Genomic DNA, 24,058 nt, shown 5'->3' with positions numbered 1-24,058 from the left:
ACGCCCGGCTCGACAGGCGCGCTCGACCGATGCCCGGCACTGGCGGCACCACGACGCACGCCCGGCCAAAGAACAGTCACTCCTCCCCGGACATCGTCGCGAACAGGTGCCGCACCTTCTCCGCCGCGCCGTCCGACAGGAACAGTTCCAGGTTGTCGGCCGACATCTGCGCCGCCGGTTCAGCACGCTCGAACATCGCCTGCTCGAACTTCCGCACGTCGCCGCCTTCAGCGAGGACCAGGGCGAGGTCCGCGCCGTCGCGCATCGCGAGGTTCGCGCCCTGTCCCGCGAACGGCGACATCAGATGCGCCGCGTCCCCGATCAACGTCACGCCCGGCGTCGGGTCCCAGCGCAACCCGATCGGCAACGCGGTCAACGGGTACACCGAGATCGGCCCGGACGAGGCGTCCAGCAACGCCAGGAACTCCGCCGGCCACCCGGCGTACAGCTCCTTCAGCGCGGCACGGGCACGGTCCGGGTCGTCGAACGGAATCCCCGACGTCTCCAGCCAGTCTTCGCCGCACCGCAGTGCCAGGTGGACCCGGATCGTGCCGTCTCCGTTGCGCTGCGCGGAAAGCGTGCGCTGCTCCCCGAGCGCGGAGAAGCTGCCTCGGCCGACGAGCGCCGACGCCGCCGGGTGCGCCCGGTCCGCGTCGTGGATGACCAGGCCCATTCCGTGCACGCCGCAGTACGCCGGTTCCGCGTCGGTGAGCAACGGGCGGATCCTCGACCGGGCACCGTCCGCGCCGATCAGGAAATCGCACTCCAGGGTGTCGCCGCCGGACAGGTGCACGCGGTGGCGTCCGTCGCCGAGCGGCTCCGCGCGAGTCACCGTGCGTCCCCAATGGACAGTGTCCTCGGGGAGCGCGTCGAGCAGCAGTTTCCGCAGCGCCGGCCGGTCCGCCTCGGGACGGCCCCAGCGTGCTTCGCCCTCCTCCGGAGCGATTTCCCGCCGCAGCAGGGTTCCCGCGGAGTCGTAGAGGACCATGTCCTGGCCTTCGGGACGGGCGATCGCGCGGTAACCGGCCTCCAGACCGGCCTCGCGCAGCGCCCACTGCCCCTCGTCGACCGTCAGGTCCAGCGTGCCGCCCTGGACTCGCGCGTCCTGGCTGGCGTCGCGTTCGCAGACCACGGCGTCGATGCCGTGCGCCTTCAGCACCCGCGCACAGGTCAGCCCGCCGAGCCCGCCCCCGGCGATCACGATTCGCATGATGACATCCCCTCGATACACTGTATTGGCAATATACACCGTATCGGAGGCGTCCCGGTACTGTCACTCGAAAAAGGAGCGAGCATGGACGAAGTGGTGTGGGAGCGGCCCGAACCGCTGGCGCGCGCGGCGCCGACGCCGTTGAGCCGCGCCCGCATCGTGGAGACCGCCTGCGCGCTCGCCGACGAAGGCGGTCTCGAAGCGGTGTCGCTGCGCAAAGTCGCGGCCGCCCTCGGCGCCGGGCCGATGCGGCTGTACGGCTACCTCGACACCAAAGAAGAACTGCTCGACCTGATGACCGACGCCGTCTACGGCGAGATCCCGCTGCCGGATCCGGACACCGAAGGCGTGGCCGCCCTCCGCGCGCTCGCCCACGGCTGCCGCGCGGCCGTCCAACGGCACGAATGGTTCGCGGACCTGATCGGCGGACGCCCCGGGCTCGGCCCGAACGCGCTCGCGTACCTGGAGGCGTCGCTGGCCGCCGCGGCCGGCCCGGGCCCGATCGAGGACGCCATGATCACGGTGTTCACCGTGCACTCCTACGTGACCGGTGCCGTGCGCAGCGAAATCCGCGAACGCCGGCTCATCAGCGACACCGGCCTCGACGAGGAAGGCTGGCAGCGCGCCGCCGGACCCTACCTGCAACGGATGTTCGACACCGGCCGCTACCCCACCCTCCTGCGCACCGCCCGCGACGCCGTGCACCCCGACGGCGACGCCGTCTTCGCCGCCGGCCTCGAACGAGTGCTCTCCGGACTCTCCCTCAGCTAGTTACCGCTTAAGCGGCAAGATGGGCCCATGGAGACCGCCGCGCTGGGTCCGACCACCCGCGTCATGCACGCGATGGAACAGCTCTGGGCCGAAATCCGGCGGCGGCACGCGGACGTCCCCGACGCGATCCTCGTGCTCGCCTCCGGAACGATGGGCACCACCACCGAGATCCACGGCCACTTCGCGCGGTCCCGCTGGCACGTCGGCGAAGGCGTCGAACCGCGCGCCGAGTTCTTCCTCGGCGCCGAAGGCCTGCGGCGCAGTGCGGCCGAGATCCTCTCCACCACCCTGCACGAGGCCGCGCACGGACTCGCCGCCACCCGCGACATCGTCGACGTCAGCGACGGCCGCTACCACAACAAACGCTTCGCCGCGCTCGCCGCCGAACTCGGCCTGCGCGCCGAACAGGCGGACCGGATCGGCTGGTCCTCGACCACCGCGCTCCCCGCGACCATTGAGGCGTACCAAGAAGAACTCACCCGGCTCGAAGCCGCGCTGACCGTGTGGCGGCACACCGAACAGGAGGTCGCCCGACGCGCCGTCGCGGCCCCGCCGGACGACCCGGAAACGCCGGGCGAGGTGGCCGAACCGCTCGCCCCGCCGGTGGTGATCGCGCCGGTCGACGGCCGAGGCGCGCACCGCGGCGGGCCGAACTACGTCGCGGCGATCTGCCGGTGCGAACCCCCGCGCCGGATCCGCGCGGCCCGGTCGATCCTGGAGTTGGGGCCGATTACCTGCACGTTGTGCACGGAGCCGTTCATCGAGGCTTGACCGCTGTTGCGGCAATCAGCGTGCCGAGCCAGCAAGCAGGTGCAGAATCCTGGCGATCGCTCATTCGGCCGCTGCCGTCGCCTGCCATGCGCCCGGGGGCATGCCTGTCGCCTTGCGGAAGAACACCGAGAAGTTGGACGCGTCGGGGAAACCGAGCGCGGTGGCGCAGGCGGCCGCGGTGAGGCGGTCGTGGGCGAGGAGCCGTTTGGCCTCCAGGACGATCCGATCGACGAGGTACGCCTTTGCGGTGCGGCCGGTGGCCCGCTGCACCGCTCGGGTGAGGGTGCGGGGCGCGTATCCCAGTGTCCGGGCGTAGTAGCCGGCGTCGTGATGTTCCCGGAAGTGCGCGTCGACGCTGGCCTGGAACAGCGGGAACACCGGATTGACCGACGGCGCTTCGGCGTGGCGGGGGCGAAGCCGCGCGATGAGCGCGGAGAGCAGGATCTCGGGCAGCTCCGCCGAGACATCTCCGGGCGGAGCGGATGCTTCGAGGAGGAGATGGTTGCGCGCGGCGTCGACGAACGGCCAGTCGGCGTCGGGAATCGTCCAGCGCACTTCCCGGGCCGGGGACGCGACGAGCTCCCGGGTGGCGGTGGTGACCGGCGCGGTCGGCACGAACAACACGACCTGTCCGGCCACGTCGGCGATGTCATCCCATCGGTGCACCGCTCCCGGAGCGATCCACACCGCGGACCGCTTCTGGAGCGGGTGTCGGAGGAAGTCCACGGTGACGGATCCGTGCCCGGCATCGACGACGGCGAGGACGTGGAAGTCGGCACGCTGCGTCCCGCCGTCGTTCAGCTCGCGAAGGCGGTCGAACGTCATGGTTTCGACAGCGGCGGCACCGTGCCCGACGGGCTCGTAAGTCATCTGCCGGATCACGGTCATCTGTCCATTTTTCACCATCGGCCGACCAGTCCTGCCGATGCCTCGGGATAGCGGAAGACATTGAATCAACACACAGAACAACATCCCTCAGAACATTGATCGAGAGAGTCATGATGACGACGACGCAGCAGTCGCCTCTGCCCGTTTACGACCACCGGCCGGGAACCGGGCCGACCCTGGTGTTCCTGCACTACTGGGGCGGATCCGCCCGCACCTGGGATCTCGTCGTCGGCCGCCTCGCGGGACGCGACACGCTCACTGTCGACTTCCGCGGGTGGAGCCGTTCGAGCACCCTGGCGGGCCCCTACGCCCTCCGCCAATTCGCCGACGACACGCTCGCCATCATCGCCGACGCGGGCGTCGCCGACTACGTCCTCGTCGGACATTCCATGGGCGGCAAGGTCGCGCAGCTCGTCGCGGCGACCCGACCCGCTGGCCTCCGCGGGATCGTCCTCGTCGGTTCCGCTCCGGCGAAGCCCGCCTCAGGGATCACGCCCGAGTACCGGGAGGGCCTTTCCCACGCCTACGACTCCGACGAGTCCGTCGCTGGCGCACGGGATCACATCCTCACCGCGACCGAACTGCCCGAGCAGATCAAGTCGCGGATCGCGACTGATTCCCGGGCCAGCACCGACGCCGCCCGCACGGAATGGCCGCTGCGCGGCATCGCGGAGGACATCCGCGAGCACACCCGGATGATCAGCGTTCCCGCGCTCGTCGTCGCCGGAGAGAACGACCAGGTCGAGACCGTCGACGTACTCGTCGACCACCTGATGCCCTACCTCGCCGACGCCGAGTACACGGTGATTCCGAAGACAGGTCACCTGATCCCGCTGGAAGCTGCGGCCGCCCTCGCCGACGCGATCACGGCCTTCGCACCCGCTGCCTGAACGCGCTCGGCCGCCTCGTCGCCAGAGGACGACATCGCGGAATGGCCACGTGACCTCTGCCCTGGTCGTCGCGGACACCAGCCACGACCAGGGCGAGCAGTTCTCCTGTTCCTCGCAGCAGAGCCGTGACCAGCGACTGTCAGCCGAGCCAGCCGCGATGCAACGCCGGTGCCAGTTCGTGCGCGGCCGAGTCCCGGATGGCGTTCTCGTCGTGGAGATAGCCCTCGGTGGTCGACAGCGCGGCGTGCCCGAGGTCGCGCTGCACCTGCCGCGGCGGGACCCCTCGCTCGATCGCGTGCGTCGCGTAGGAGTGGCGCGCCGAGTGCGGGTGGATGGTGTCGCACAGCGGCTGCAGATGCGTCGCGACGAACCGGGCCTCGGCGGTGTCCAGCAATTCCCGCAGCCGCGCGGTTTTGGGTGGCTGGCAGAACGTCGCGCACAACCTGCGCAGCAACGCGGTCACGTGCGAAACGTGCACGCGCGCGCCGGTGCTGGTGACGAACAACGGCTCGGCCCGATTCGCGCCGACCTGCCCGCGCAGTGCCGGGACCTGCGGCGTGACCCGGTCCGCGAGGTAAGCGTCGAGCGCGTCCGCCACCGGGGCGGCCAGCGCGACCTCCCGGTCCTTGGACCCCTTGCCGTGCACCCGAAGCACGCCGAAGCCGCCCGCGGTCGGCCGCCGGTAATCGCCCAGGTCCACGCCCACGAGTTCCTCCGCGCGCACGCCGGTGCCGATCAGGATCTCGACCATCGCCCGGTCGCGCAGGCCGTTCCGGCTGTGGTCGACCAGCAGCCACGCGGCGACCAGCAACGCCCGGCACGCGTCGAACGACCAGCGCGCGGTCTGCGACGGGACGCCGGAAGGCCGGTTGAGATGCTGCGCGCGCCGGTCCACCAGCGCCGCGGGATTGTGGCCGGCCAAACCTTCCCGCAGCAGGTACTTGCGGTAGAACGCGGACACCGCCGACAGCATCCGGCCGCGCGTCGCGTCGCGATACCCGGCCTGCGCCAGTTCGTCCAGCCACTGTTCGACGTGCTCCACCCGGACGTCGGCAAACGACGTGAACCCGTTGCGCAGACACCAAGGCAGCCACGCCAGCGCGTCCGGATCGGTCCGCCGCGCACGGCCGCGGCGGCGTCCCGGATCGGGCGGCTGATAGCCGGGCACCCAGTCGAGCGGGATGCCGAGATCGGTCGCGTACGCGATGCGGGTGTTGAGCGACGCGTACACGCGCAGGAATTCTCCGAACCGTTCCCGCGCGTCCTTGCCCGCTCCCCCGGCATCGGTGAGCGCGAGGGTCATGCGCGCCCGCCCGGATACAGCGCGGCGACGCCGGCGAGCACGAGATCGATCCCGGCGAGGAACTGCTCGCGGTCGTTGTGCTCGCGCATCTGGCTCGCCATCAAGCGGGTCGTCTCGTACTCCTCGGGATCGAGCGCTTCCCACGCTTGCGCCGTGGCGGCGAGGAATTCGGCCCGGTCCGCGTCCGGTTCGGCGACCTGGCTGTTCGCCGCGTTCTGCCCGGCCGCGCCCAGCACGTAGTGCATCAGCACCGACGTCGCGGTGAACCAGTGCTCCTCGGGCACGCCCAGCGCGCGGACCCGGCGGCCGAGGCTTTCGAGGATCCGCGGCGTCACCGGTCCGCCCGGGCTGCGGGACAGCTGGAGCAGCAGCTGCGCGGCGAGCCACGGATGCGCGTCGATCGCGGAGAACAGCCCGAGCGCCACCGCGTGCACTTCCTCTCGCGGCGAGCCGGTCGACCTCGCCGCCAGGGCGTCCGCCACCACCGCGTCGGTCGCGGCGACCAGCAGCTCGCGCTTGTTCGCGACATGCCAGTAGATCGCCCCGGGCCCCGTCGCGAGCCGCTCGGTGAGCACCCGGAACGTCAGGCCGCTCTCGCCGGCCGCGTCCAGCAGTTCCACCGCCGCCTCGACGATGCGCTCCCGGGAGAGTGCCTCCGTGCGCCGCTGTGCCCGGCGCGTCCCCGTAGCCATGCGCCCATCTTGACATATCTGGAGCGCCGTTCCAACATGGAATGACGTACCAGAACTTTTCGAAGGAGCCTTGTCATGACCACCTCCGTCACGATCGTCGGCGCCGGGCTCGGCGGCCTCACGCTCGCCCGCGTCCTGCACGTCCACGGAATCCCGGCCGCCGTCTACGAGGCCGAGCCGTCCCCGGCCTCGCGCGCCCAGGGCGGCCTGCTCGACATCCACGACTACAACGGCCAGCTCGCCGTCGAAGCCGCCGGGCTGACAGCCGAATTCCGCAGCCTGGTCCTGGAAGGGAGACAAGAACTGCGGCTGCTGGCCCGGGACGGCACAGTGCTGTTCAAACAACCGGACGACGGCACCGGCGGCCGTCCCGAAGTCCACCGCGGCGAGTTGCGGCAGATGCTGATCGACTCACTGCCGGAGGGCACCGTCCACTGGGGACACAAGGTCAGCGGCGTGCGCGCCCTGGGCGAGGGCTACGAGGTCGCCTTCGCCAACGGAAGCAAGGTCCCCGCGGACCTGCTGGTCGGCGCGGACGGTGCCTGGTCGAAGGTCCGGCCGCTGCTGTCCTCGGCGAAGCCGGAGTACACCGGCGCCGGGTTTGTCGAGACCTTCCTTTACGACTCGGATCGCCGGTTCCCCGCCGCCGCCGAAGCAGTCGGCGGCGGAATGCTGCTGGCGCTCGCGCCCGGCCACGGCATCACGGCCCATCGCGAGCGAAACGGAACCCTGCACGCCTACGTCGGGCTGGTCCGGCCGCTGGAGTGGTTCGACAGCATCGATTTCGGCGATCCGGCCGCCGCGACCGCCCGGATCGCCGCGGAGTACGAGGGCTGGTCGACCGCGTTGACCGCGCTGATCACCGAAAGCGACACCGCGCCGGTCTTCCGGCCGCACTACGGCTTGCCGATCGGACATCAGTGGGAGCGGGTGCCCGGCGTGACGCTGGTCGGCGACGCCGCGCACCTCGCCCCGCCGAACGGCGAAGGCGCGAACCTGGCCATGCTCGACGGGGCCGAACTCGGGAACGCGCTCGCCGCCCATCCGGACGACGTGGAGGCCGCGCTCGCCGAGTACGAGCAGGCGATGTTCCCGCGCGGCGCGGAAACCGCGGCCGAGGGCGCGCACCTGCAACAGCAGATGTTCGGCCCCGACGCACCGCAGGGCCTGGTCGCCGAGTTCGTCGCCGGGACGTAGGAACGCCCCGGGTGCGGGCGGGTCCCGCACCCGGGCCCCAGGTCAGGCCACCGCCTCCCGCAGCGACGCGGACAGCGCGCGGGCCTCGTGCTCGGTCATCCGGCCGGTCTCGTACGGCACGCCGTTGACCCACCGCTGCGTCAGCCGGGCGATCCGCTCTCCGTAGCGCTGAGCGGTGACCCGGTCGCCGTGCGATCCGGCGTCTTCTGGGCCGAGGTCGGCGTGGCTCTGGCTCATCAGCCCGAGCCACGAGCCGAGCCGGTTGACGTCGTCGCGGGTCCCGCCGCTCCAGTTGTTGCCCGGCATGTCGCCCACGCCGATCCACTGCATGCCCAGCTGCGCCGCGAACACCGACAGTTGCTGCAGCACCGCGAGCTTGTCGCCGCTCTGCGACGCGGACATGGTGAACCCGCCCGCCAGTTTGTCCTTCCACGCCTGTGTCGTGAACGGCGTGAACGCGGCCTCCATGAACGCCTTGAACACCGCGGAGACGCTGCCCATCAGCGTCGGGCAGCCGAGAACGATCGCGTCGGAACGGTCCAGCAGCGCCATGACGTCGCTGTCGTGCCAGCGGCCCGCGGTGACGTCCTCGGCCCGGATGTCGACGAGGTGCACCTGCACGCCCGGCACCTGCCGCGCCCCTTCGGCGAGATGCTCGGCCAGCAGGCGGGTGTGCCCGTGCACCGAATGGCAGACCACGGTCACGGTGGCTTCGGGGGCGCGGTCAACGGCATTGGCTGTCATGCGAAAACTTCTTCCGGTCGTGGGGAAATCCCCTGCTTGCTCCCCTATCCCATCCCGATCGCCGGACGTCATCAACGCCGTTCTCGCGCACCCAGCGATCGGTGACGCCGATCGATCCGGCTAGCCTGATCCGGTGGACAGGATCGAGCTGGAAGCGTTCGTCACGGTCGCGGAGGAACTGCACTTCGGCCGCGCCGCCGAACGCCTGCACCGCGGACAGCCGACCGTCAGCGACGCCGTCCGCCGCCTCGAGAAAACCTTGGGCGGCAAGCTTTTCCACCGCACCAGCCGCCGGGTCTCGCTGACCGATCTCGGCGAAGCCCTCCTGCCCGACGCCCACGCCGCCCTCGCCCAGCTGCGCCGCTTCCAGCACCGCGGCCGCGCCCTGGCCGGCGGAGACCGGACGCGCACCACGCTCGTCGTCGCCCACGCCGAGTACACCGCGCACCAGGTGCTGCTGCGCTGCCTGCCGCAGCTGCGCGAGCGGTTCCCGGACGTCACGATCGTGCCGGAGCCGATGCCGACCACCGCGCAGCTCGCCGCCCTGCGCGCGGAAACCGTCGGGCTCGGCATCGGATGGGCGACCGGCGGGATCAACGGCGTGCGGGCGCGAGTGCTGTCCGCCGAACGGTTCGTCGCCCTCGTGCCCGCGGCGCATTCCCTTGCCGGGCATACCGAACTGAGCGCGGCCGAACTGTCCTCGACCGCGTTGCTGACCTGGCCGCACCAGATCAACAGCGGGCTCTGCGACCGGCTGCTGTCCGCGTTCCAGATCAGCGGGGCGGACCTGCGGATCATCCGGACCGCCGACAGCGTGCAGGCCATCGCCGCCCACGTCGCCGCCGGAACGGGAATCGGGATCACCGTCGAGTCGGCGCTGGACCACCAGCCGCCCGGGCTCCGGATCATCCCGCTGACTGGTCCTTCGACGACCGCTGACCAGGTGGTTCTCTTGCCGGAGAATCCGTCGGAGGTCGCGCTCGCGCTGCGGGATTTGCTGCTGAAGGCGGCTGTGCCGAGTTAAGAGAGGATGCGGCAGCGCGGTTCCACCTGCCGTGCTCCAGTTCGCTGCCCAGTTCGTTGCGGAGACGACAGCTCAGCTCGTGCTGTGCCGACTGCGGTAGGCCGCGACGCTGGCCCGGTGCGCGCAGGTTCGGGTGCAGTACTGCTTCGAGCCGTTGCGCGAGAGGTCCACGTAGGTGGCCCGGCACCGGGGTCCGGCGCATACGCCGAGACGAGTCGGACCGAGCGTGGCGATCACGCGTGCCAGTGCGCTGAGCGTGGTCGCGGCCAGGTGCGCCGCGCAGCGGTCGGTGTCGGCGGCGACCACGGTCCACCAGCGGCCGTCCTCGTGGCGCAGCACCGGAGTGGCATGGCTGCGGCGCAGACCGTCGTTGATCAGGGCAGCAGCCGCGACCGCGTCGGTGCTGGATTGTTCGAGCACGCGGCGCACGGTCTCGCGCAGTGCGCGGACCTCCGTCAGGTCGGCGCGGGTGAGACGCCGCGAGGCACCGGTCCCCGAGCCCCATCCGACAGACGGATGGTCGGCGAGGAACTCCTGGAGCTGTTCCGCGGTCTCCAGCGTGTCCTCGCCCTTGACGGGTTTCCAGGTGTTGGCGAGATCGACGGCCGCCTCCATCCCGGATGAGATGTGACACGCTTCCAGCATTTGACGTATCTCCTCACGGGTTCGTACGGTGACATCCGTACAGCCTTTTACGTGTCACAGCTTAGCTGGGTGCTCCGGCGGCGCAGCCGGAAGCTCACGCCACCTTTCACCGGCACGTCCTGCCAGAACGGGAGCCAGCTATGGCCGCCGAGCCCTTCAAGGTCAGCGTCAGCGAAGCCGAGATCGCGGATCTGCGCGACCGGTTGCGCCGGACGCGGTGGCCCGAGCCCGAGCCGGTGCCGGACTGGTCGCAGGGAGTGCCGCTCGCCTACGCGCAGGAGCTGTGCCGCAGCTGGGCCGAGGACTACGACTTCGGGTTCGCCGACCGCGTCAACGCCTTCCCCCAGTACCGCGACACGATCGACGGCCTCGGCATCCACTTCCTGCACATCCGCTCGCCCGAGCCGGACGCGTTCCCGCTCGTGCTCACCCACGGCTGGCCGGGCTCGGTACTCGAGTTCCTGCAGATCCTCGGTCCGCTCACCGACCCCCGCGCCCACGGCGGCGACCCCGCGGATGCCTTCCACGTGGTCGCGCCGTCGCTGCCCGGCTACGGCTGGAGCGACAAGCCGACGACCACCGGATGGGGCGTCACCCGCACTGCCCGCGCCTGGGACACCCTCATGACCTCCCTCGGATACCAGCGATACGGCGCCCAAGGCGGAGACTGGGGCTCCGCGGTCTCCGGCGCACTCGGCGAAGTCGCACCCGAACGGGTCGCCGGCGTGCACCTCAACCTCGGATCCGTGGCAGCGGGCGCCTTCGACGACCCCACACCCGGCGAACTGGCCAACCTCGAGGCCGAGAAAGAGATGCAGCGCACCGGCCGGGGATACTCGGCCATCCAGGCGACCCGGCCGCAGACCCTCGGCTACGGCCTCACCGACTCCCCGGCCGGGCAGGCCGCCTGGATCGCCGAGAAATTCTGGGCCTGGACCGACAACCACGGCCACCCCGAAGACGCCGTGCCACGCCAGGCGATCCTCGACGAGATCTCGGTCTACTGGTTCACCGCCTCGGCCACCTCGTCGGCACGCCTGTACTGGGAAAGCTTCGCGCACTTCCGGGACAAGGTGACGGCACCGTCCGGACTGTCGGTCTACCCCCGCGACATCACCCGCCCCTCGCGACGCGAAGCCGAACTGCGCTTCACCGACCTGCGCTGGTACCAGCAACTGCCACGAGGCGGCCACTTCGCCGCACTGGAACAGCCCGAGTCGCTGGTCGAACAAGTGCGTGGGTTCTTCCGCCTCGTCCGCTGACCAGGCATCGACCACGCGGCGGCCGGTACCCCCGGGCGTGCCAGCTCGCCCTCGATCGCGCCGAAGAGGCTGATGCTCGCGCGGTGCGCGCGAGGGGCATGTCCTCCAGGCCCCTCGGAGCCGTCTGCAGCATGACTATATCAATAATCTCAGTTATCCATATAGTCAATTACCGGCAGATCTGGTCGACTGTTCGAGTTTTCTATCTGATACCTCGGGTTTAAGTATTGAAACTCTAACTGTAGAGTGTGCTCCACCAGCGGAAAGGGGTGCTGATGGAGACGGTGGGGCCGCCGATCCGGCGCGGGAGCCGGGAGGAGCGCCGGGAAGCGACCGTGCGCGCGTTGGCCGCCGGGGACGAGGCGGGGTGTGCGTACTGCGGCCAGCCGCTGCCGCCCATCCCCCGGCAGGGCGGGCGGCCGACTCCCTACTGCCCGGCCGATCCGGAGCGGTACGGGAGGTGGGGCGCGAAGGTCATCACGTGCGCGATGCTCGACGAGCAGCGCGAGATCTGGGTGACCGTCTACGGCCCCGACCAGCCGATGACCCAGCTCGACACCCGGGCGCTCGACGAGCAGCTCGGCTCGGCGCTGTCGGCGTTGGAACCGCTGCACGCGGAGCTGTCCGCGCTGCGCACGCACGTCGCCGACCAGACCGCAGCTGCCCTGAAAGCGCGGGAAGAGGCCGAGGCTGCTCGCGACGAGGCGCTGGAGCAGGCCCGGGCGGCGAATGCGGAACGCGCGCACGCCGTAGCCGCCGCGGAGGAGGCTCGCGCGGCCGAGGAGGCGGCCAAGCACCAGTCCGAAGTGGACCGAGCCGAGCGTGACGCTGCGCTCGAGAACGCTTCTGCGGCAAGGAAAGCGCAGGAAGCCGCATTGGCGGTCCGTGATGAAGCCGAGAACAACCGGCAGCGTGCGCTTGAGCAGGCGGCGTCCGCGCACGACCGGGTCACGGCGTTGCAGCGCGAGATTTCCGCATTGCGCGCGACGGCGGTCGAGGACCTCGAACAGGCCCGCCGCACGGCAGCGGAAGCCCAGCAGGAACTTCGCGCGTCGTTGACCGCCGAGCACGAAAGCCGGATGCGCGAGCAACAACAGCGGTTGCGTGAGCAGGCGGCGGAGGCGGACGACCGGGTGCGCAGCGTCCAGGTGGCGGCCGATCAGCGGGTCGCGGAGGCCGCAGCGCAGTTGAGCCAGGCGACCAAGACGTATGCCGAAACGCTGGCTCCGTTGCACGCTGAGCTGGGAGAACTGCGTGCTCGCGTCAGTGCACAGGAGGCGGAGCTTGAGGAGTTGCACCGGCTTCGCGAGGCTGAGAAGGCGGAGAAGGCGGAACAACCGGAAGAAGCCGAGTGACCGGGCGTGGTGGCTGCAGATGCGAGCAGCCACCACGCCCGGCAGGGTTGTGGTTCAATACCTTCAGTCGCCGGGTTTCCCGGCGGACAGTCATCGCCCGCGGTGCTTTTCCTGGCCCGCGTAGGCGCGCTCCCCACGGTGAGCACTTCAGAGATCCCGGCCTCGTCAGGCCCTCCCCGTCGTGCGGACGACCCGTCCGCGAACCAGTCCTGCCCGAGAACGGAGTGGAACCATGCCCACCGAACGCCTCACCAACGGCACCGAACGAGAGCTTCTCGAGAACACGCTCGACCGCAACCGCGAAGCCCTGGCCGAGACCCTCCGCGGCCTGTCCGAGGCTGACGCCCGACGGCGGCTCGTCGCGTCGCTGTCGACGCCGATTTCCGTGGTCAAGCACGCCGCCGCCGCGGAACGGATCTGGTTCCAACGGTTCTGGGCGGGTCTCGACGAGTCCGAATGCGACGGATACTCGAAGCGGGACGTCGGCACCTTCGCCGTCTCCGACGACGAGACCGTGGCCGACGTGATCGCCGAGTACGAGCGCGCCAGTCAGCGGTCGCGGGAGATCGCGGCGCGCTTCGAACTCGACGACACCAAGGAGTTCCCCGGCGAGGGAACCGTCAGCATGCGCTGGACTTTGCTCGCGATGATCCAGGAATTCGCCCGGCACGCGGGCCACGGCGACATCCTGCGCGAGCAGATCGACCAGCCCCTGTCCTGACCCCCTGGCCTCGGCGGCCTACTGGTGCTTGGCGAGGAACGGCAGGACCGCGTCGGCCATTTCGTCGGGCACTTCCTCGGCGAGGTCGTGCCCGGCGTCGAAAACGAGTCCGGTGACGTCGTGGGCCATGATCCGCATCTGGGATTCGGCGCGTTCGCCGATGAACGCCGACCCGCCGAGCGCCAGGACAGGCAGGTCCAGTTTCCGTTGCGCCGCTTGCCGATTCTGTTCGGCGTCGACGAGCATCGCCCGGTAGATCGCGAGCATCGCGCGGATGCCGCCGGGCATCGAGTAGCAGCGCACGTACTCCTCGATCGCGTCCGGCGTCGCGCTGTCCGGGCGGCTGCGCTCGAACTTGATCAGGTACGTGATGAGCTCGCGTTCGTGGCCGGCGATCAGCATCTCGGGAACGTCCGGCTGGAAGTAGAAGCCCAGATGCCACAGATGCATGCCGCTGGCGACGTTCTCGGCGGTGAGCGCGGTGTGGTCCTCGAAGCCGAAGCCGGGGAACAACGCCTCGGCGAACACCAAGGACGTCACTCGGTCGCGATGCCGGGCGGCGAGCTGGTAGCCGATCACCGCTCCCCAGTCCTCGCCCACGACGGCGTAAGTCTCGTGGCCGAGGCCGGCCATCAGTTCGGCGACGTCCTCGCTCATCGTCGCGGAGTCGTAGCCGTCCGTGGGGCGGGCGGAATCGCCGAGACCGCGCAGGTCCGGGACGACGACCGTGTACTGCGGTGTGAGCTTCGGGACGAGGTGCCGCCAGTGGTAACCGGTCTTCGGCACACCGTGGAGCAGCACCACGGCGGGGCCGGATCCGGCGGTCCGGTAGTGCAGGCTCGTTCCGTTGACCGCGGCACGGCCGGTGCGGACTGGAGTTTCGTCGTGGTCGAACATCGTTCCCTTTCTTGATCGGACGTTCCAGTTTGAGGGCACCACGAATCAGTCGAGGGCAGCCAGGGCTACCTCCACGAGGGGTTCGAGGGCGCGGGCGTCCGGGGTGATCTTCGCGGAGACCAGCAGCCCGTTGAGGAAGGTGACCAGGAAGGCGGCCAGCGTAGGCGGATCGTGCCGCGCCGCGATCTCGCCGCGCTCCGCCGCGACGCACAGCACCTCGGCGATCGCTTCCTGGCTGGCGTCTTGCATGTCCCGCACCGTGCGCCGGGTCGCGGCGTCCCCCGGCAGGCGTTCGCAGACGGCGTTGACCGCCAGGCAGCCTCGGCCGTCGTCGGCCGCGGCGATCCGGACCCGCTCGACCAGGAGCGTCCGGATCGCCGAGCGGGCGTCGGCGCCGTTTTTCAGGCTCTCGAGCGCGGTCGCCGCGAGCGTCGCGCGGTAGTGCTCGAGCGCGGCGCGGTACAGGCCGTCCTTGTCGCCGAAGGCGGCATACAGCGAGCCCTGCCCGAGACCCAGGTGCTGGGTCAGATCGCGCACCGAGGTCGCCTCGTAGCCGCGCGACCAGAACAGTTCCATCGCACGGCTCACGGCCGCTTCGGTGTCGAACTCGCGGGTGCGGACCATGGCCGCCACCCTACGCCATTATGGATCGTTCGATAAAGAAAGGGAGCTGCAGCCATCCAGGCTGACGGGTCGGTGCTCGATCGGCACCGTCCCCGTTGGTACCGCTGACTTCCCGGGCGTCGTGGTCGTCGCGGGCAGGTGAGCGGCGACTACGCTGGACCGGTTCGCCCGCCTTCGCTGGAGAGACCTTGCCCGACCGCCGCACCCTGACCGCCGACTGCACGAGCTGTTTCGCGCTTTGCTGCGTGGCGCTCACCTTCACCAAGTCAGCCGACTTCGCCATCGACAAGCGGGCCGGCGACCCGTGCCCGAATCTGCGGCCCGATTACCGCTGCGGCATCCACGATCGGTTGCGCCCCAAGGGTTTCGCGGGCTGCACCGCGTACGACTGCTTCGGTGCCGGACAGCAAGTGTCGCAGGTGACCTTCGGTGGCCGGAGCTGGCGCGAGGCTCCGGAAACCCGCGACCGTATGTTCGCCGCGCTCCCGGTGATGCGGCACCTGCACGAACTGCTCTGGTATCTCACCGAGGCGCGCTCGCTCGCCGTGACCCACGAGATCCATGCGGATCTGGACGCCGAGATCGCCGACATCGAACAGGCGACTGCCGGAGACGCGGACGCAGTGCTGGCGATCGACGTCGACGCTCGTCGCGCCCAGGTCAACCCGTTGCTGGTGCGCACCAGCGAGCTGGTCCGTGCCGGGGCCGGGCGCAAGAAGGACCGTCGCGGTGCCGACCTGATCGGCGCGAAACTCGCCGGCGCGGACCTGCGCAGCACGAACCTCCGCGGCGCCTACCTGATCGCGGCGAACCTTCGAGGCGCGGACCTGCGCCGCGCTGACCTGATCGGCGCGGATCTGCGCGACGCCGACATCCGCGGCGCCGACTTCACCGACAGCATTTTCCTTACCCAGTCCCAGGTGAACGCCGCCCGCGGCGACGCGGAGACCAAGCTGCCTCCTCGGCTGGCCCGCCCCGAACAGTGGTAGTCAGCGCGGCCGGGTGGACCCCACTACGACCCCGCCGAGCCGGGCGATCCAGCTGCCGCACACACAGCGCACGTACTCGGTCCGACTGCTCGCCGACGCGGGAACGACGGCGGAGGCAGGCAGTTCGGCCAGAGGCCAGCCACAGCGGGGGCAACGGTTTTCTTCCATGACCGCCATCGTGGAGTAATGGTTCAGTGCAGTTCAACCCTTACTGATTTCTGCACAGCGGAGCGTCGCGGAGACCCGCCCGGGAGTCGAACCCGGAAGCCCACGGCTTTGCGGGCCGTGCCACGACCGTCGTGAAACGGGCCAGTCGCGCGCCGTGGTGCCGATCCACGTTGGCGGGGCTTATGAGGCTCCGCTGGTTGCCGAACCGCGCGCGGGTGCTGCTGACGCAGCGGGACCGTCCGATGAGGACGGAAGTCAGGTCGTGCTGAGTTCGTCCGGGGGTCTGCCTCTCGCATAGCAGCGCGACACGAGTCGCTGGCCAGTTGTTCGACCAGCGATGATCGAGCTGCCCGGCGGCAGCTGACGACGATCGTGCCCCCGGCAGGAGTCGAACCTGCGTTCCCGGCTTCGGAGGCCGGCGTCGTGTCCGCTGGACCACGGGGGCGGAGTGGGCCGCCAGGGACTCGAACCCTGAACCCGCCGGGTAAAAGCCGGCTGCTCTGCGCGATTGAGCTAACGGCCCGCGTCAGTGCGGGATGGTGCTGCCCGTCGAGGGTTCGAACCTCGGTTTCCGCGTCCGGAGCGCGACGTCCTGCCAGGTGGACGAACGAGCATCGGCCTCGGATTCGGACCTGGGCCAGCGGATCCAAAATCCGCGCTGCTGCCGGTTACCCCAACCGGGAACGCGAGACGGGAAGTCGGATGCCCGCGGGTCGAACGCGGTGTCTCCTGGTCCCGAACCAGGCGGGGTCGCCAATGCCCCTCGCATCCGGACAAGGCGCCGGCGCCCCCTCGGCGCCGGGCCCCGTACCCCTGCCAGGACTCGAACCTGGCACCTCCGCATTCGTAGTGCGGCGCTCTTTCCCGCTGAGCTACAGGGGTGTGCGTCCGGCTCCCCGACGGCGCCGGACCGCGAACGGCCGGAGGGCATCGAACCCTCTTCTTCGGTTTGGAAGACCGACGTGTCCGCCGAGTTCACCACGACCGCAGGACGCGCCCTGACCAGGGCGCAGTGGTGAAGGAGGGAGTCGAACCCTCACTGCCCTCGAACGGGCTCCCGGTTTACCGCCGGGTGGGACCGCCGCCGTCCCGTCTCCACCGTGCGGGTCCGGCGGCGCGTGGCTGCCGGACCCCGCGCTCGTCCTGGCCGCGGGTGAGGCGACGGGGACGAGTCTCGGAAATGTCTTTTTGCTCCGCTGTGCAGTTGTCAAAGAACCGCGCTCATCGCGAAAATGGGCAGCAGGGAAATACCGTCGCGAAGAAAACGCGGCGGCGGGAATGAATTGCGTTCGGACGCCCTGACGAGAGAAGCCGCCCGGATCGGTTTCCCGACGGGCGGCTCCCTGTGCGCAACTGCTGCTGCGTCAGGTCAGGGAGCGGATACCGCCCGGGAGACCGCCTTTTCGGCCCATGCGGCACTGGTAGGCAAGCGAACGCCGGGCAGCGCGGAGGGCGGCCGGATACCGGCCTCGCATCTCCCGCTTCCGCATGTTCGTCATGACCGCTCCTTCATCCGCTGTAGTGCATTCATCTTCACCTACGGCGAAGCGATGCGTCAATCTTATTTTCCGGAGAACTGTTTTCGGCCGGGCTTTCGCCGGAAGACGGATCGTGTTGTAATGGTCGAGTGCACTTCAATCCTTACGGTGGCGCGGGCGCGCAAGTAGCCGCCGACCTGGCGACCCTTGCCCAGCGCGACGACGTCACGGCCGCCGAGGTGCGGGCCGTGGGGCAAGCGCACGACATGGTGCTGCCGCGCATCGCTGCGGACGAGGCGGCGCGGATCCTGGCGTGGGGGCGGCGGCTGCACCGGGTGTTCGTCGCGGAAACGACGGCGGAGCGGGTCGATCTCGTCAACGAGCTGCTCGCCGTTGCCGCGTGCCGGCCGAACATCGCCAGCCACGACGGGAAAGCGCCGCATCTGCACTACTCCAGCGAAGGCGCGGACGTAGTCGAGCGGTTCCACGCCTACACCGCCGGCGGGCTCGCGCATCTGGTGTGCGAGGAGCCGCACCGTCTCGGCGTCTGTGCGCGCGAGGGGTGCGGCGTCGCGTTCGTGGACACGTCGCGCAACGGACGGCGGCGGTTCTGTTCCACTCGCTGCGGCACGCGGGTCAATGTCGCCGACCATCGCGCGCGGCAGCTCGCGGGCTAGGCCGTCAGTCGAGAGCTTTGACGGCTTCGGCGAACGACTCCAGCTCCGGATACTTCGGGGCGATCGTGTCGCCGGAGGATTCGCCGCGCAGGCGCCGGCCGATCCACGGCAGCGCGTGTTCCCGTCCCCAGCGGAGGTTCGCCGTGCGCTGTTCCCGCGCGGACAGGCGGGGCCGCGGTCCCAGCGCGACGTGCGTGAGGCTGTGCTGCACGCCCAGCGCGTCGAGGACGGCGATGGCGATTTCGGTGTGCCCGGCGGCGTTGAGGTGCAGCCGGTCCGGGGACCACATTCGACGGTCGCGCAGCTGGCGCATCGACCACATGTCCACCAGCAGCGTCTCGTGCCGCGCCGCGATGCCGCGCACGTGCTCGTTGTAGATCGCGACCCGGCCGCGGATCTGCCGGAACAGCGCGTCTTCCACGCCGTCGACGCCGGTGAACAGCAGCACCTGCGCACCGGCCGCGCGGAACCGGGCCACGGCGCGCTCGTAGGAGTCGGCGAGGCTGTCGATGTCGACGCGCGGCCGCATCAGGTCGTTGCCGCCCGCGTAGAGCGTGACGAGGTCCGGCTTCATCGCCAATGCCGGTTCGACCTGTTCGTTCAGCACCTGGGGAAGGAGCTTCCCGCGCACCGCCAGATTGGCGTACCGGAACCCCGGCTCCCCGGCCGCGAGGACCTCGGCGACCCGGTCGGCCCAGCCGCGCACCCCGTTGCGCGCGGACGGATCGTCGTCCCCGACGCCTTCGGTGAACGAATCGCCAATACAGACTAAGCGGTTGGTCATTGCCTCAGTTTAGGCCCGGCTCCCCCGCGCTGGTCACGGCGCCCGGCCGCGGATGCTTCGCCGGTTCAGGGGCGGAGGCCGTCGAACAGGATCGCGATCGTGCGGTCCCGCAGTGCGCGATCGGAGCCGACGTGCTCGGCTGCCTTCGCGGTGCCGATGATCACCGGGATCAGCTCGGTCGTGGTGACGTCGCGCCGCACCGCGCCGCTGTCCTGGGCGCGGCGCAGCAGCACGCCGAGGGATTCGCGCAGCCGCTCCCCGATCACCGAACCCGTGCTGGGCACGCACACGCCGGCGGAGGTGAGCGCTTCGAAGTAGGCGTTTTTGGCGCTGGACATCTCGATCCAGCTGGTGAGGAAGGTGAAGAACGCGGCCCCGGCGTCCTCGGCGTTCTGCGCGACGACGGCGTCCGCCTCGTCGACGAACCGGTGCAGCCGCGCGTAGAGAACGGCTTCCAGCAACGCTTCTTTCGTGGGGAAGTGCCGGAACACCGTGCCGATGCCGACGCCGGCCTCGCGCGCGACCTCCTCGGTCGGCGCACCGGTGCCCTTGGCCGCGAACACCGTCTCGGCGGCATCGAGCACCTTCGCGCGGTTTCGCCGCGCGTCGGCGCGCAGCGGTTTGTCCTCCGTCACGGCTGCGATGGTAGTCGCGCGCCCTGGTCGCGCGGCGCCCGATCCAGGTCCGTGCGGCGTGCCGAAAGGGCGGAAACAACCCGTCCGGAGCAAGCGCCAGGAATCGTCAAACCTGGTCCGCTCGTCCACACTATAGTGTGACGACCGTCACGAGAGGTGCACGACCATGACTCTAGGCGACAACGAGGTCACCCAGTCAGTCCAAGCTTCCTCCGGCGACCGCCGGGTGCAGGTACGCCGGGCGGCTCTGGCCGGTTCGATCGGCACCACCATCGAGTGGTACGACTTCTTCCTTTACAACACCGCCGCGGCGTTGGTCTTTCCCCATCTGTTCTTCCCCGCGTCGTCCTCCTACGCCGGGGTCATGCAGTCGTTCGCCACCTACGCGGTCGGGTTCGCGGCCCGCCCGATCGGCGCGGCGATCTTCGGCCATTGGGGCGACCGGCTCGGGCGCAAGGCGACGCTGATCGTCACGCTCCTGCTGATGGGCTTGTCCTCGGCAGTGGTCGGCCTGCTGCCCGGTGCGGCGACCATCGGCGTCGCCGCACCGCTGATCCTCGTCCTGCTGCGCCTGGTGCAAGGCATCGCGATCGGCGGCGAGTGGAGCGGATCGGTGCTGCTGGCCATGGAATGGGGCGACCAGCGGCGGCGCGGCCTGCTGGCGAGTTTCGCGCAGGTCGGCGTCCCGGTCGGGCTCGTCCTCGGCACCGGCGGCATGACCTTGCTGTCCGCGACGCTGTCTCCGGACGCCTTTGCCTCGTGGGGCTGGCGAATCCCGTTCCTGCTGAGCCTGGTCCTGGTGGCGATCGGCCTCGTGATCCGGCTGCGGATCCTGGAAACTCCGATGTTCGCCGCCGCGGTGGCGGCCAAGCGCACCTCGAAAGCGCCGGTGAAAGACGTGGTCCGGCACCACTGGCGGGAGATCCTGCTGTCGGCCGGGTTGCGGTTCAGCGAGCAGATGCCGTTCTACCTGTTCACCAGCTACGTCCTGGTCTATGTCGTGCACCGGCCGGAATTCAGCAAGACGTTCGTGCTCAACGCGGTCCTCGTCGGGGCGGCCGCGGAACTGCTGCTGATTCCGCTGTTTTCCCAGCTGTCCGACCGGATCGGCCGCAAGCAGGTGTACCTGACCGGCGCGGTGCTGACCGGGATCATCGCGTTCCCGTACTTCACCGTGCTCACCCACAGCGGCCACGCGATGATCTTCCTCGCCGTCATCGTGTCGCTGGTCGCGCACTCGATGCAGTACGGCCCGCAGGCGGCGCTGATCGGCGAGAGTTTCCCGACGCATCTGCGCTACGGCGGCGCGGGCTTGGGATATCAACTGGCTTCGGTGTTCGCGGGCGGCCCCGCTCCCCTGCTGGCGACCTGGCTGCTGCACATCACCGGAACGCCGTACTCGATTTCGATCTACATCGTCGCCTCGGTCGTCGTGACCGTGCTGTGCGTGATCGCGCTGCCTGATCGCTCGAAAGCCAACATCGACGACGTCGGCGTATACGCCCGCTGACCGCACGAAAAAGGGGGCTGCCGCACCGAAAACCGGTGCGGCAGCCCCTGTCGGGAACGAATCAGCGCTGCGGCGGAGGCCCGCCCTGCGGCCCGCCGAACGGACCCTGCTGCGGGAACGGCCCGCTGCCCGGACCCTGCGGTCCGCCGAACTGCTGCGGCGGCGGCCCCTGGTACGGCCCGCCCTGCGGTCCGGCCGGAGGCTGCGGCTGCGGTAACGACTGCTGCTGCTGTGCGGGCGGCGGAGCGCTGGGCTGCGGCGGCTCCGGCGGCGCGGGCGGTTCCTCTTCCCGGACCGGCTCGGGGGCCTTCGGCTTGGCCGGGACCCCGCCGATCGCCCGCCGGGCGCCCTCGCTCGAAGCCCCCAGCGGGCCTTCGACCTCCTTGCGCGCCACGGCTTCCGCGGCCGCGACCGCTTCGGCGACCTTCGGGTCGCTGCTCGTGTCGAACCACCCGGCGACCTCTTCGTCGTCGAGGTCCGGCTTGGCCGGGGTGTCGTCCTTCGGCGGCTCGTACCGGAACACGCCGTCGTCGCCGGGAGCGCCCAGCGCGCGGGCGAAGCCTTCGAGGGCCTTGCCGTAGTCGCTCGGGATCATCCAGACCTTGTTCGCGTCGCCCTGCGCCATCTGCGGCAGCGTCTGCAGGTACTGGTAGGCGAGGACTTCCGGCGTCGGGCGGCCGGCCTTGATCGCCGCGAACACCTTCTCGATCGCCTTCGCCTGGCCCTGCGCCTGCAGGTAGCGGGCGGCTCGTTCACCCTGTGCGCGCAGGATCCGCGACTGCCGTTCCGCCTCCGCGGCGAGGATCGCGGCCTGCTTCTGGCCTTCGGCCGCGAGGATCTGGCTCTGCTTCTGGCCTTCCGCCGTCTTGATCGACGATTCCCGCTGGCCTTCGGCGGTGAGGATCATCGCGCGCTTCTCCCGGTCGGCGCGCATCTGCTTCTCCATCGAGTCCTGGATGGAGGCCGGCGGCTCGATCGCCTTCAGCTCGACGCGGGCGACGCGGATGCCCCAGCGGCCGGTCGCTTCGTCGAGCACGCCGCGCAGCTGGGTGTTGATCGAGTCGCGCGAGGTCAGCGTCTCCTCCAGGCTCATGCCGCCGACCACGTTGCGGAGCGTGGTGGTGGTGAGCTGCTCGACGCCGATGATGTAGTTCGAGATCTCGTAGACCGCCGCGCGCGAGTCGGTGACCTGGAAGTACACGACGGTGTCGATGTTCACCGTCAGGTTGTCCTCGGTGATCACCGGCTGCGGCGGGAACGAGACGACCTGCTCGCGCAGGTCGATCCGCGCGCGCACCTTGTCCAGGAACGGGACGAGGAAGGTCAGGCCGGGCGAAGCGACCGTGCGGAACCGGCCGAGCCGCTCGATCACCGCCGACTGGGCCTGTGGCACCACCATGATCGCCTTGACCACTGTGATGATGACGAACAGAGCCAGCAGTGCGACCACGACGATCGCTATTGTCGACAAGAGCGTTTCCCCTTACCTAGTACCGTTTTTCTCGGACGGCGCCTCACGCGACGATGTCCACCACGGCCGTGGCGCCGGAGATCTCGACGACCGTGACGCTGGTGCCCGGGGCGATCGGCGGCTGCGATTCGTGCACGGCGCGCGCCGACCACACCTCGCCGCCGATTTTCACCTGGCCGGCATCGTAGTCCACAGTGGACACCACGACGGCCCGGGCTCCGACCAGCGCGTCGATGCCCGTGGGGATGGCCGAACCGGACAGGAAACGGCGCTTGAGCGCCGGACGCGCCAGCGCGAGCAGCCCGACCGAGCTGAGCGCGAACACGGCGACGTCGATGTAGATGTTGCCGGTGAGCGCTTCCGAGCCGGCTCCGAGCAGCGCGCCGATGCCGAGCATGATCAGCACGAAGTCCCCGGAGATCACCTCCGCGATCATCAGGACGATGCCGATGATCAGCCAGATCAGAGCCGCTGCCATGCCTTCATGCTCTCAGATCGCGTCGTTTCGCACCGGGCAAGCTACCCGACGTGACCGACGCGTGACCTTGGATCTTCCCGGCATATCGGGCATCACGGAGCGTCGTCGCCCGGTTCGGTCACGAAGTCGATGAGCCGCTCGACCGCGCCGATCAGCGGCGTTTCGAGATCGCGGAAGCTGCGCACCCCGGCGAGCACGCGCTGCCACCCCTCGTACGGTTCGCCCCAGCCGAGCGCGTCGCAGACGCCGGTCTTCCATTCGATGCCGCGCGGGATCTCCGGCCAGGCGCGGATGCCGACCGACGCGGGTTTCACCGCCTGCCAGACGTCGATGTACGGGTGGCCGGTGACCAGCACCTGCTCGTCGCGGATCTGCCCGACCAGCCGGGATTCCTTGCTGCCCGCCACGAGGTGGTCGACGAGGACGCCGAGCCTGCGGCCCGGGCCGGTGCCGAACTCGGCGATCCGGTCGGCCAGGACGTCGACGCCGTCGAGCGGTTCCACGACGACGCCTTCGACGCGCAGGTCGTGTCCCCAGACGCGTTCGACCAGTTCGGCGTCGTGCTTGCCCTCGACCCAGATCCGGGAGTCGCGCGCGACGCGGGCCTGCAGGCCCTGCACGCGGACCGAACCGGACGCCGACACCTGCCGCGCGGGGGCGGCGGCCTTCTTCGCCGGCACGAGCGTGACCGGCTTGCCTTCCAGCAGGAACGCGGCGGGCGCGAGCGGGAACACCCGGTGGCGGCCCTTGGCGTCCTCGAGGACGACGTTGCCGTACTCGATTTTCACCACCGCGCCGCAATAGCCGCTGGCCGGGTCTTCGACCACGAGCCCTGGTTCGGCGGGGACCTCCGGCACCTTCCGCTTGCGGGGCC

At 70.0% G+C, this 24,058-nt stretch carries 25 protein-coding genes and 6 tRNA genes; 11 read left to right on the top strand and 20 right to left on the bottom strand.

Translation table 11 applies throughout. The features are described 5' to 3' along the window. Positions 1-76: 76 nt before the first annotated feature. A complete protein-coding gene (locus H5411_RS21965) occupies positions 77-1,210 on the bottom strand; it encodes an FAD-dependent oxidoreductase (protein WP_183124883.1) in 1,134 nt (377 codons plus the stop codon). An 84-nt stretch (positions 1,211-1,294) separates the two neighbouring features. On the opposite strand from H5411_RS21965, the gene H5411_RS21960 reads away from it, so the two are divergent. Both H5411_RS21960 and H5411_RS21955 read left to right on the top strand, forming a co-directional pair. After that, positions 1,295-1,981, top strand: a complete 687-nt coding sequence (locus tag H5411_RS21960) for a TetR/AcrR family transcriptional regulator (RefSeq protein ID WP_101440067.1) — start codon at positions 1,295-1,297, stop codon at positions 1,979-1,981. 27 nt (positions 1,982-2,008) lie between these two features. Next, a complete protein-coding gene (locus tag H5411_RS21955; protein WP_183124882.1) occupies positions 2,009-2,752 on the top strand; it encodes a hypothetical protein in 744 nt (247 codons plus the stop codon). Between the two features lie 60 nt (positions 2,753-2,812). On the opposite strand, the gene H5411_RS21950 is transcribed toward H5411_RS21955, so the two are convergent. Beyond that, entirely contained in the window at positions 2,813-3,640 is an 828-nt protein-coding gene (locus H5411_RS21950; RefSeq protein ID WP_220817288.1) for a helix-turn-helix domain-containing protein, read from the bottom strand. 110 nt (positions 3,641-3,750) lie between these two features. On the opposite strand from H5411_RS21950, the gene H5411_RS21945 reads away from it, so the two are divergent. Next, complete coding sequence (locus H5411_RS21945) at positions 3,751-4,530, top strand: alpha/beta fold hydrolase (protein WP_246369123.1); 780 nt, start codon at positions 3,751-3,753, stop codon at positions 4,528-4,530. 139 nt (positions 4,531-4,669) lie between these two features. Here H5411_RS21945 and H5411_RS21940 read toward each other — a convergent pair whose 3' ends face one another. Next, positions 4,670-5,833, bottom strand: coding sequence for a tyrosine-type recombinase/integrase (locus H5411_RS21940; RefSeq protein WP_183124880.1), 1,164 nt, complete (start codon positions 5,831-5,833; stop codon positions 4,670-4,672). Beyond that, the gene (locus H5411_RS21935) at positions 5,830-6,525 is read right to left on the bottom strand and encodes a TetR/AcrR family transcriptional regulator (RefSeq protein ID WP_101440072.1); all 696 of its coding nucleotides are present in this window, start codon (positions 6,523-6,525) and stop codon (positions 5,830-5,832) included. The genes H5411_RS21940 and H5411_RS21935 overlap by 4 nt, the downstream gene beginning before the upstream one ends. A 75-nt stretch (positions 6,526-6,600) precedes the next feature. Between H5411_RS21935 and H5411_RS21930 the strand changes: the two genes are divergently transcribed. Continuing rightward, positions 6,601-7,722, top strand: coding sequence for an FAD-dependent oxidoreductase (locus H5411_RS21930; RefSeq protein WP_183124879.1), 1,122 nt, complete (start codon positions 6,601-6,603; stop codon positions 7,720-7,722). Positions 7,723-7,764: 42 nt separating this feature from the next. Here H5411_RS21930 and H5411_RS21925 read toward each other — a convergent pair whose 3' ends face one another. Continuing rightward, the gene (locus tag H5411_RS21925; protein WP_183124878.1) at positions 7,765-8,466 is read right to left on the bottom strand and encodes a flavodoxin family protein; all 702 of its coding nucleotides are present in this window, start codon (positions 8,464-8,466) and stop codon (positions 7,765-7,767) included. 133 nt (positions 8,467-8,599) lie between these two features. On the opposite strand from H5411_RS21925, the gene H5411_RS21915 reads away from it, so the two are divergent. Further along, positions 8,600-9,490 carry a LysR family transcriptional regulator gene (locus H5411_RS21915; RefSeq protein WP_220817287.1) on the top strand — a complete coding sequence of 297 codons (891 nt, stop codon included), beginning with the start codon at positions 8,600-8,602 and terminating at the stop codon, positions 9,488-9,490. A gap of 72 nt (positions 9,491-9,562) precedes the next feature. Here the strand turns inward: H5411_RS21915 and H5411_RS21910 are convergent, their stop codons facing one another. Then, a complete protein-coding gene (locus H5411_RS21910) occupies positions 9,563-10,135 on the bottom strand; it encodes a CGNR zinc finger domain-containing protein (protein ID WP_183124877.1) in 573 nt (190 codons plus the stop codon). 140 nt (positions 10,136-10,275) lie between these two features. Here H5411_RS21910 and H5411_RS21905 point away from each other — a divergent pair, with 140 nt between their 5' ends. The 3 genes from H5411_RS21905 to H5411_RS21895 all read left to right on the top strand — a co-directional run bounded on the left by H5411_RS21905 (position 10,276) and on the right by H5411_RS21895 (position 13,473). Beyond that, positions 10,276-11,397: an epoxide hydrolase family protein gene (locus tag H5411_RS21905; protein ID WP_183124876.1), complete on the top strand. Its 1,122-nt coding sequence runs from the start codon at positions 10,276-10,278 to the stop codon at positions 11,395-11,397. A gap of 275 nt (positions 11,398-11,672) precedes the next feature. Beyond that, on the top strand, positions 11,673-12,752 hold the full coding sequence (locus H5411_RS21900) for a coiled-coil domain-containing protein (protein WP_220817286.1): 1,080 nt from the start codon (positions 11,673-11,675) through the stop codon (positions 12,750-12,752). 232 nt (positions 12,753-12,984) lie between these two features. Next, positions 12,985-13,473 carry a DinB family protein gene (locus H5411_RS21895; protein WP_101440079.1) on the top strand — a complete coding sequence of 163 codons (489 nt, stop codon included), beginning with the start codon at positions 12,985-12,987 and terminating at the stop codon, positions 13,471-13,473. Between the two features lie 18 nt (positions 13,474-13,491). On the opposite strand, the gene H5411_RS21890 is transcribed toward H5411_RS21895, so the two are convergent. Both H5411_RS21890 and H5411_RS21885 read right to left on the bottom strand, forming a co-directional pair. After that, positions 13,492-14,370 carry an alpha/beta fold hydrolase gene (locus tag H5411_RS21890; RefSeq protein WP_101440080.1) on the bottom strand — a complete coding sequence of 293 codons (879 nt, stop codon included), beginning with the start codon at positions 14,368-14,370 and terminating at the stop codon, positions 13,492-13,494. A 45-nt stretch (positions 14,371-14,415) separates the two neighbouring features. Next, the gene (locus H5411_RS21885) at positions 14,416-14,994 is read right to left on the bottom strand and encodes a TetR/AcrR family transcriptional regulator (RefSeq protein ID WP_101440081.1); all 579 of its coding nucleotides are present in this window, start codon (positions 14,992-14,994) and stop codon (positions 14,416-14,418) included. A 188-nt stretch (positions 14,995-15,182) separates the two neighbouring features. Here H5411_RS21885 and H5411_RS21880 point away from each other — a divergent pair, with 188 nt between their 5' ends. Beyond that, positions 15,183-15,983 (top strand): pentapeptide repeat-containing protein, encoded by an 801-nt coding sequence (locus H5411_RS21880; protein WP_183124875.1) that lies wholly within the window; start codon positions 15,183-15,185, stop codon positions 15,981-15,983. A gap of 541 nt (positions 15,984-16,524) precedes the next feature. Here the strand turns inward: H5411_RS21880 and H5411_RS21875 are convergent. From H5411_RS21875 to H5411_RS48505, 7 genes are all read right to left on the bottom strand, one after another. Further along, positions 16,525-16,596 (bottom strand) — tRNA-Arg (locus H5411_RS21875). A 4-nt stretch (positions 16,597-16,600) separates the two neighbouring features. After that, positions 16,601-16,674, bottom strand: a tRNA-Lys gene (locus H5411_RS21870). 19 nt (positions 16,675-16,693) lie between these two features. Continuing rightward, positions 16,694-16,765: transfer RNA gene (locus tag H5411_RS21865), tRNA-Arg, on the bottom strand. A gap of 194 nt (positions 16,766-16,959) precedes the next feature. Beyond that, positions 16,960-17,033, bottom strand: a tRNA-Arg gene (locus H5411_RS21860). Positions 17,034-17,066: 33 nt separating this feature from the next. Beyond that, positions 17,067-17,139 (bottom strand) — tRNA-Gly (locus H5411_RS21855). A 25-nt stretch (positions 17,140-17,164) separates the two neighbouring features. Next, positions 17,165-17,251: transfer RNA gene (locus H5411_RS21850), tRNA-Tyr, on the bottom strand. Positions 17,252-17,515: 264 nt separating this feature from the next. Next, positions 17,516-17,650: a hypothetical protein gene (locus tag H5411_RS48505; RefSeq protein WP_281377282.1), complete on the bottom strand. Its 135-nt coding sequence runs from the start codon at positions 17,648-17,650 to the stop codon at positions 17,516-17,518. A gap of 128 nt (positions 17,651-17,778) precedes the next feature. On the opposite strand from H5411_RS48505, the gene H5411_RS21845 reads away from it, so the two are divergent. Further along, positions 17,779-18,306 (top strand): CGNR zinc finger domain-containing protein, encoded by a 528-nt coding sequence (locus tag H5411_RS21845; protein ID WP_101440083.1) that lies wholly within the window; start codon positions 17,779-17,781, stop codon positions 18,304-18,306. Positions 18,307-18,310: 4 nt separating this feature from the next. Here H5411_RS21845 and H5411_RS21840 read toward each other — a convergent pair whose 3' ends face one another. Together H5411_RS21840 and H5411_RS21835 are read right to left on the bottom strand one after the other, a co-directional pair. Beyond that, entirely contained in the window at positions 18,311-19,090 is a 780-nt protein-coding gene (locus tag H5411_RS21840; protein ID WP_101440084.1) for an SGNH/GDSL hydrolase family protein, read from the bottom strand. A gap of 65 nt (positions 19,091-19,155) precedes the next feature. Continuing rightward, positions 19,156-19,725 (bottom strand): TetR/AcrR family transcriptional regulator, encoded by a 570-nt coding sequence (locus tag H5411_RS21835; protein WP_101440085.1) that lies wholly within the window; start codon positions 19,723-19,725, stop codon positions 19,156-19,158. 166 nt (positions 19,726-19,891) lie between these two features. Between H5411_RS21835 and H5411_RS21830 the strand changes: the two genes are divergently transcribed. Then, positions 19,892-21,235 carry an MFS transporter gene (locus H5411_RS21830; protein ID WP_183124874.1) on the top strand — a complete coding sequence of 448 codons (1,344 nt, stop codon included), beginning with the start codon at positions 19,892-19,894 and terminating at the stop codon, positions 21,233-21,235. 61 nt (positions 21,236-21,296) lie between these two features. On the opposite strand, the gene H5411_RS21825 is transcribed toward H5411_RS21830, so the two are convergent. From H5411_RS21825 to H5411_RS21815, 3 genes are all read right to left on the bottom strand, one after another. After that, positions 21,297-22,634 carry an SPFH domain-containing protein gene (locus H5411_RS21825; protein ID WP_246369125.1) on the bottom strand — a complete coding sequence of 446 codons (1,338 nt, stop codon included), beginning with the start codon at positions 22,632-22,634 and terminating at the stop codon, positions 21,297-21,299. Positions 22,635-22,749: 115 nt separating this feature from the next. After that, complete coding sequence (locus tag H5411_RS21820; RefSeq protein WP_101440087.1) at positions 22,750-23,184, bottom strand: NfeD family protein; 435 nt, start codon at positions 23,182-23,184, stop codon at positions 22,750-22,752. A 92-nt stretch (positions 23,185-23,276) separates the two neighbouring features. Beyond that, the coding region (locus H5411_RS21815; RefSeq protein WP_183124873.1) for a DUF3097 domain-containing protein at positions 23,277-24,058 on the bottom strand (782 nt) is incomplete at its 5' end.

This window comes from Amycolatopsis echigonensis (assembly GCF_014174495.1).
GTDB classification, from domain to species: Bacteria; Actinomycetota; Actinomycetes; order Mycobacteriales; family Pseudonocardiaceae; genus Amycolatopsis; species Amycolatopsis echigonensis.
Note: the sequence above shows the minus strand (reverse complement) of the source record. Positions and strands in the feature narration are given on the sequence as shown.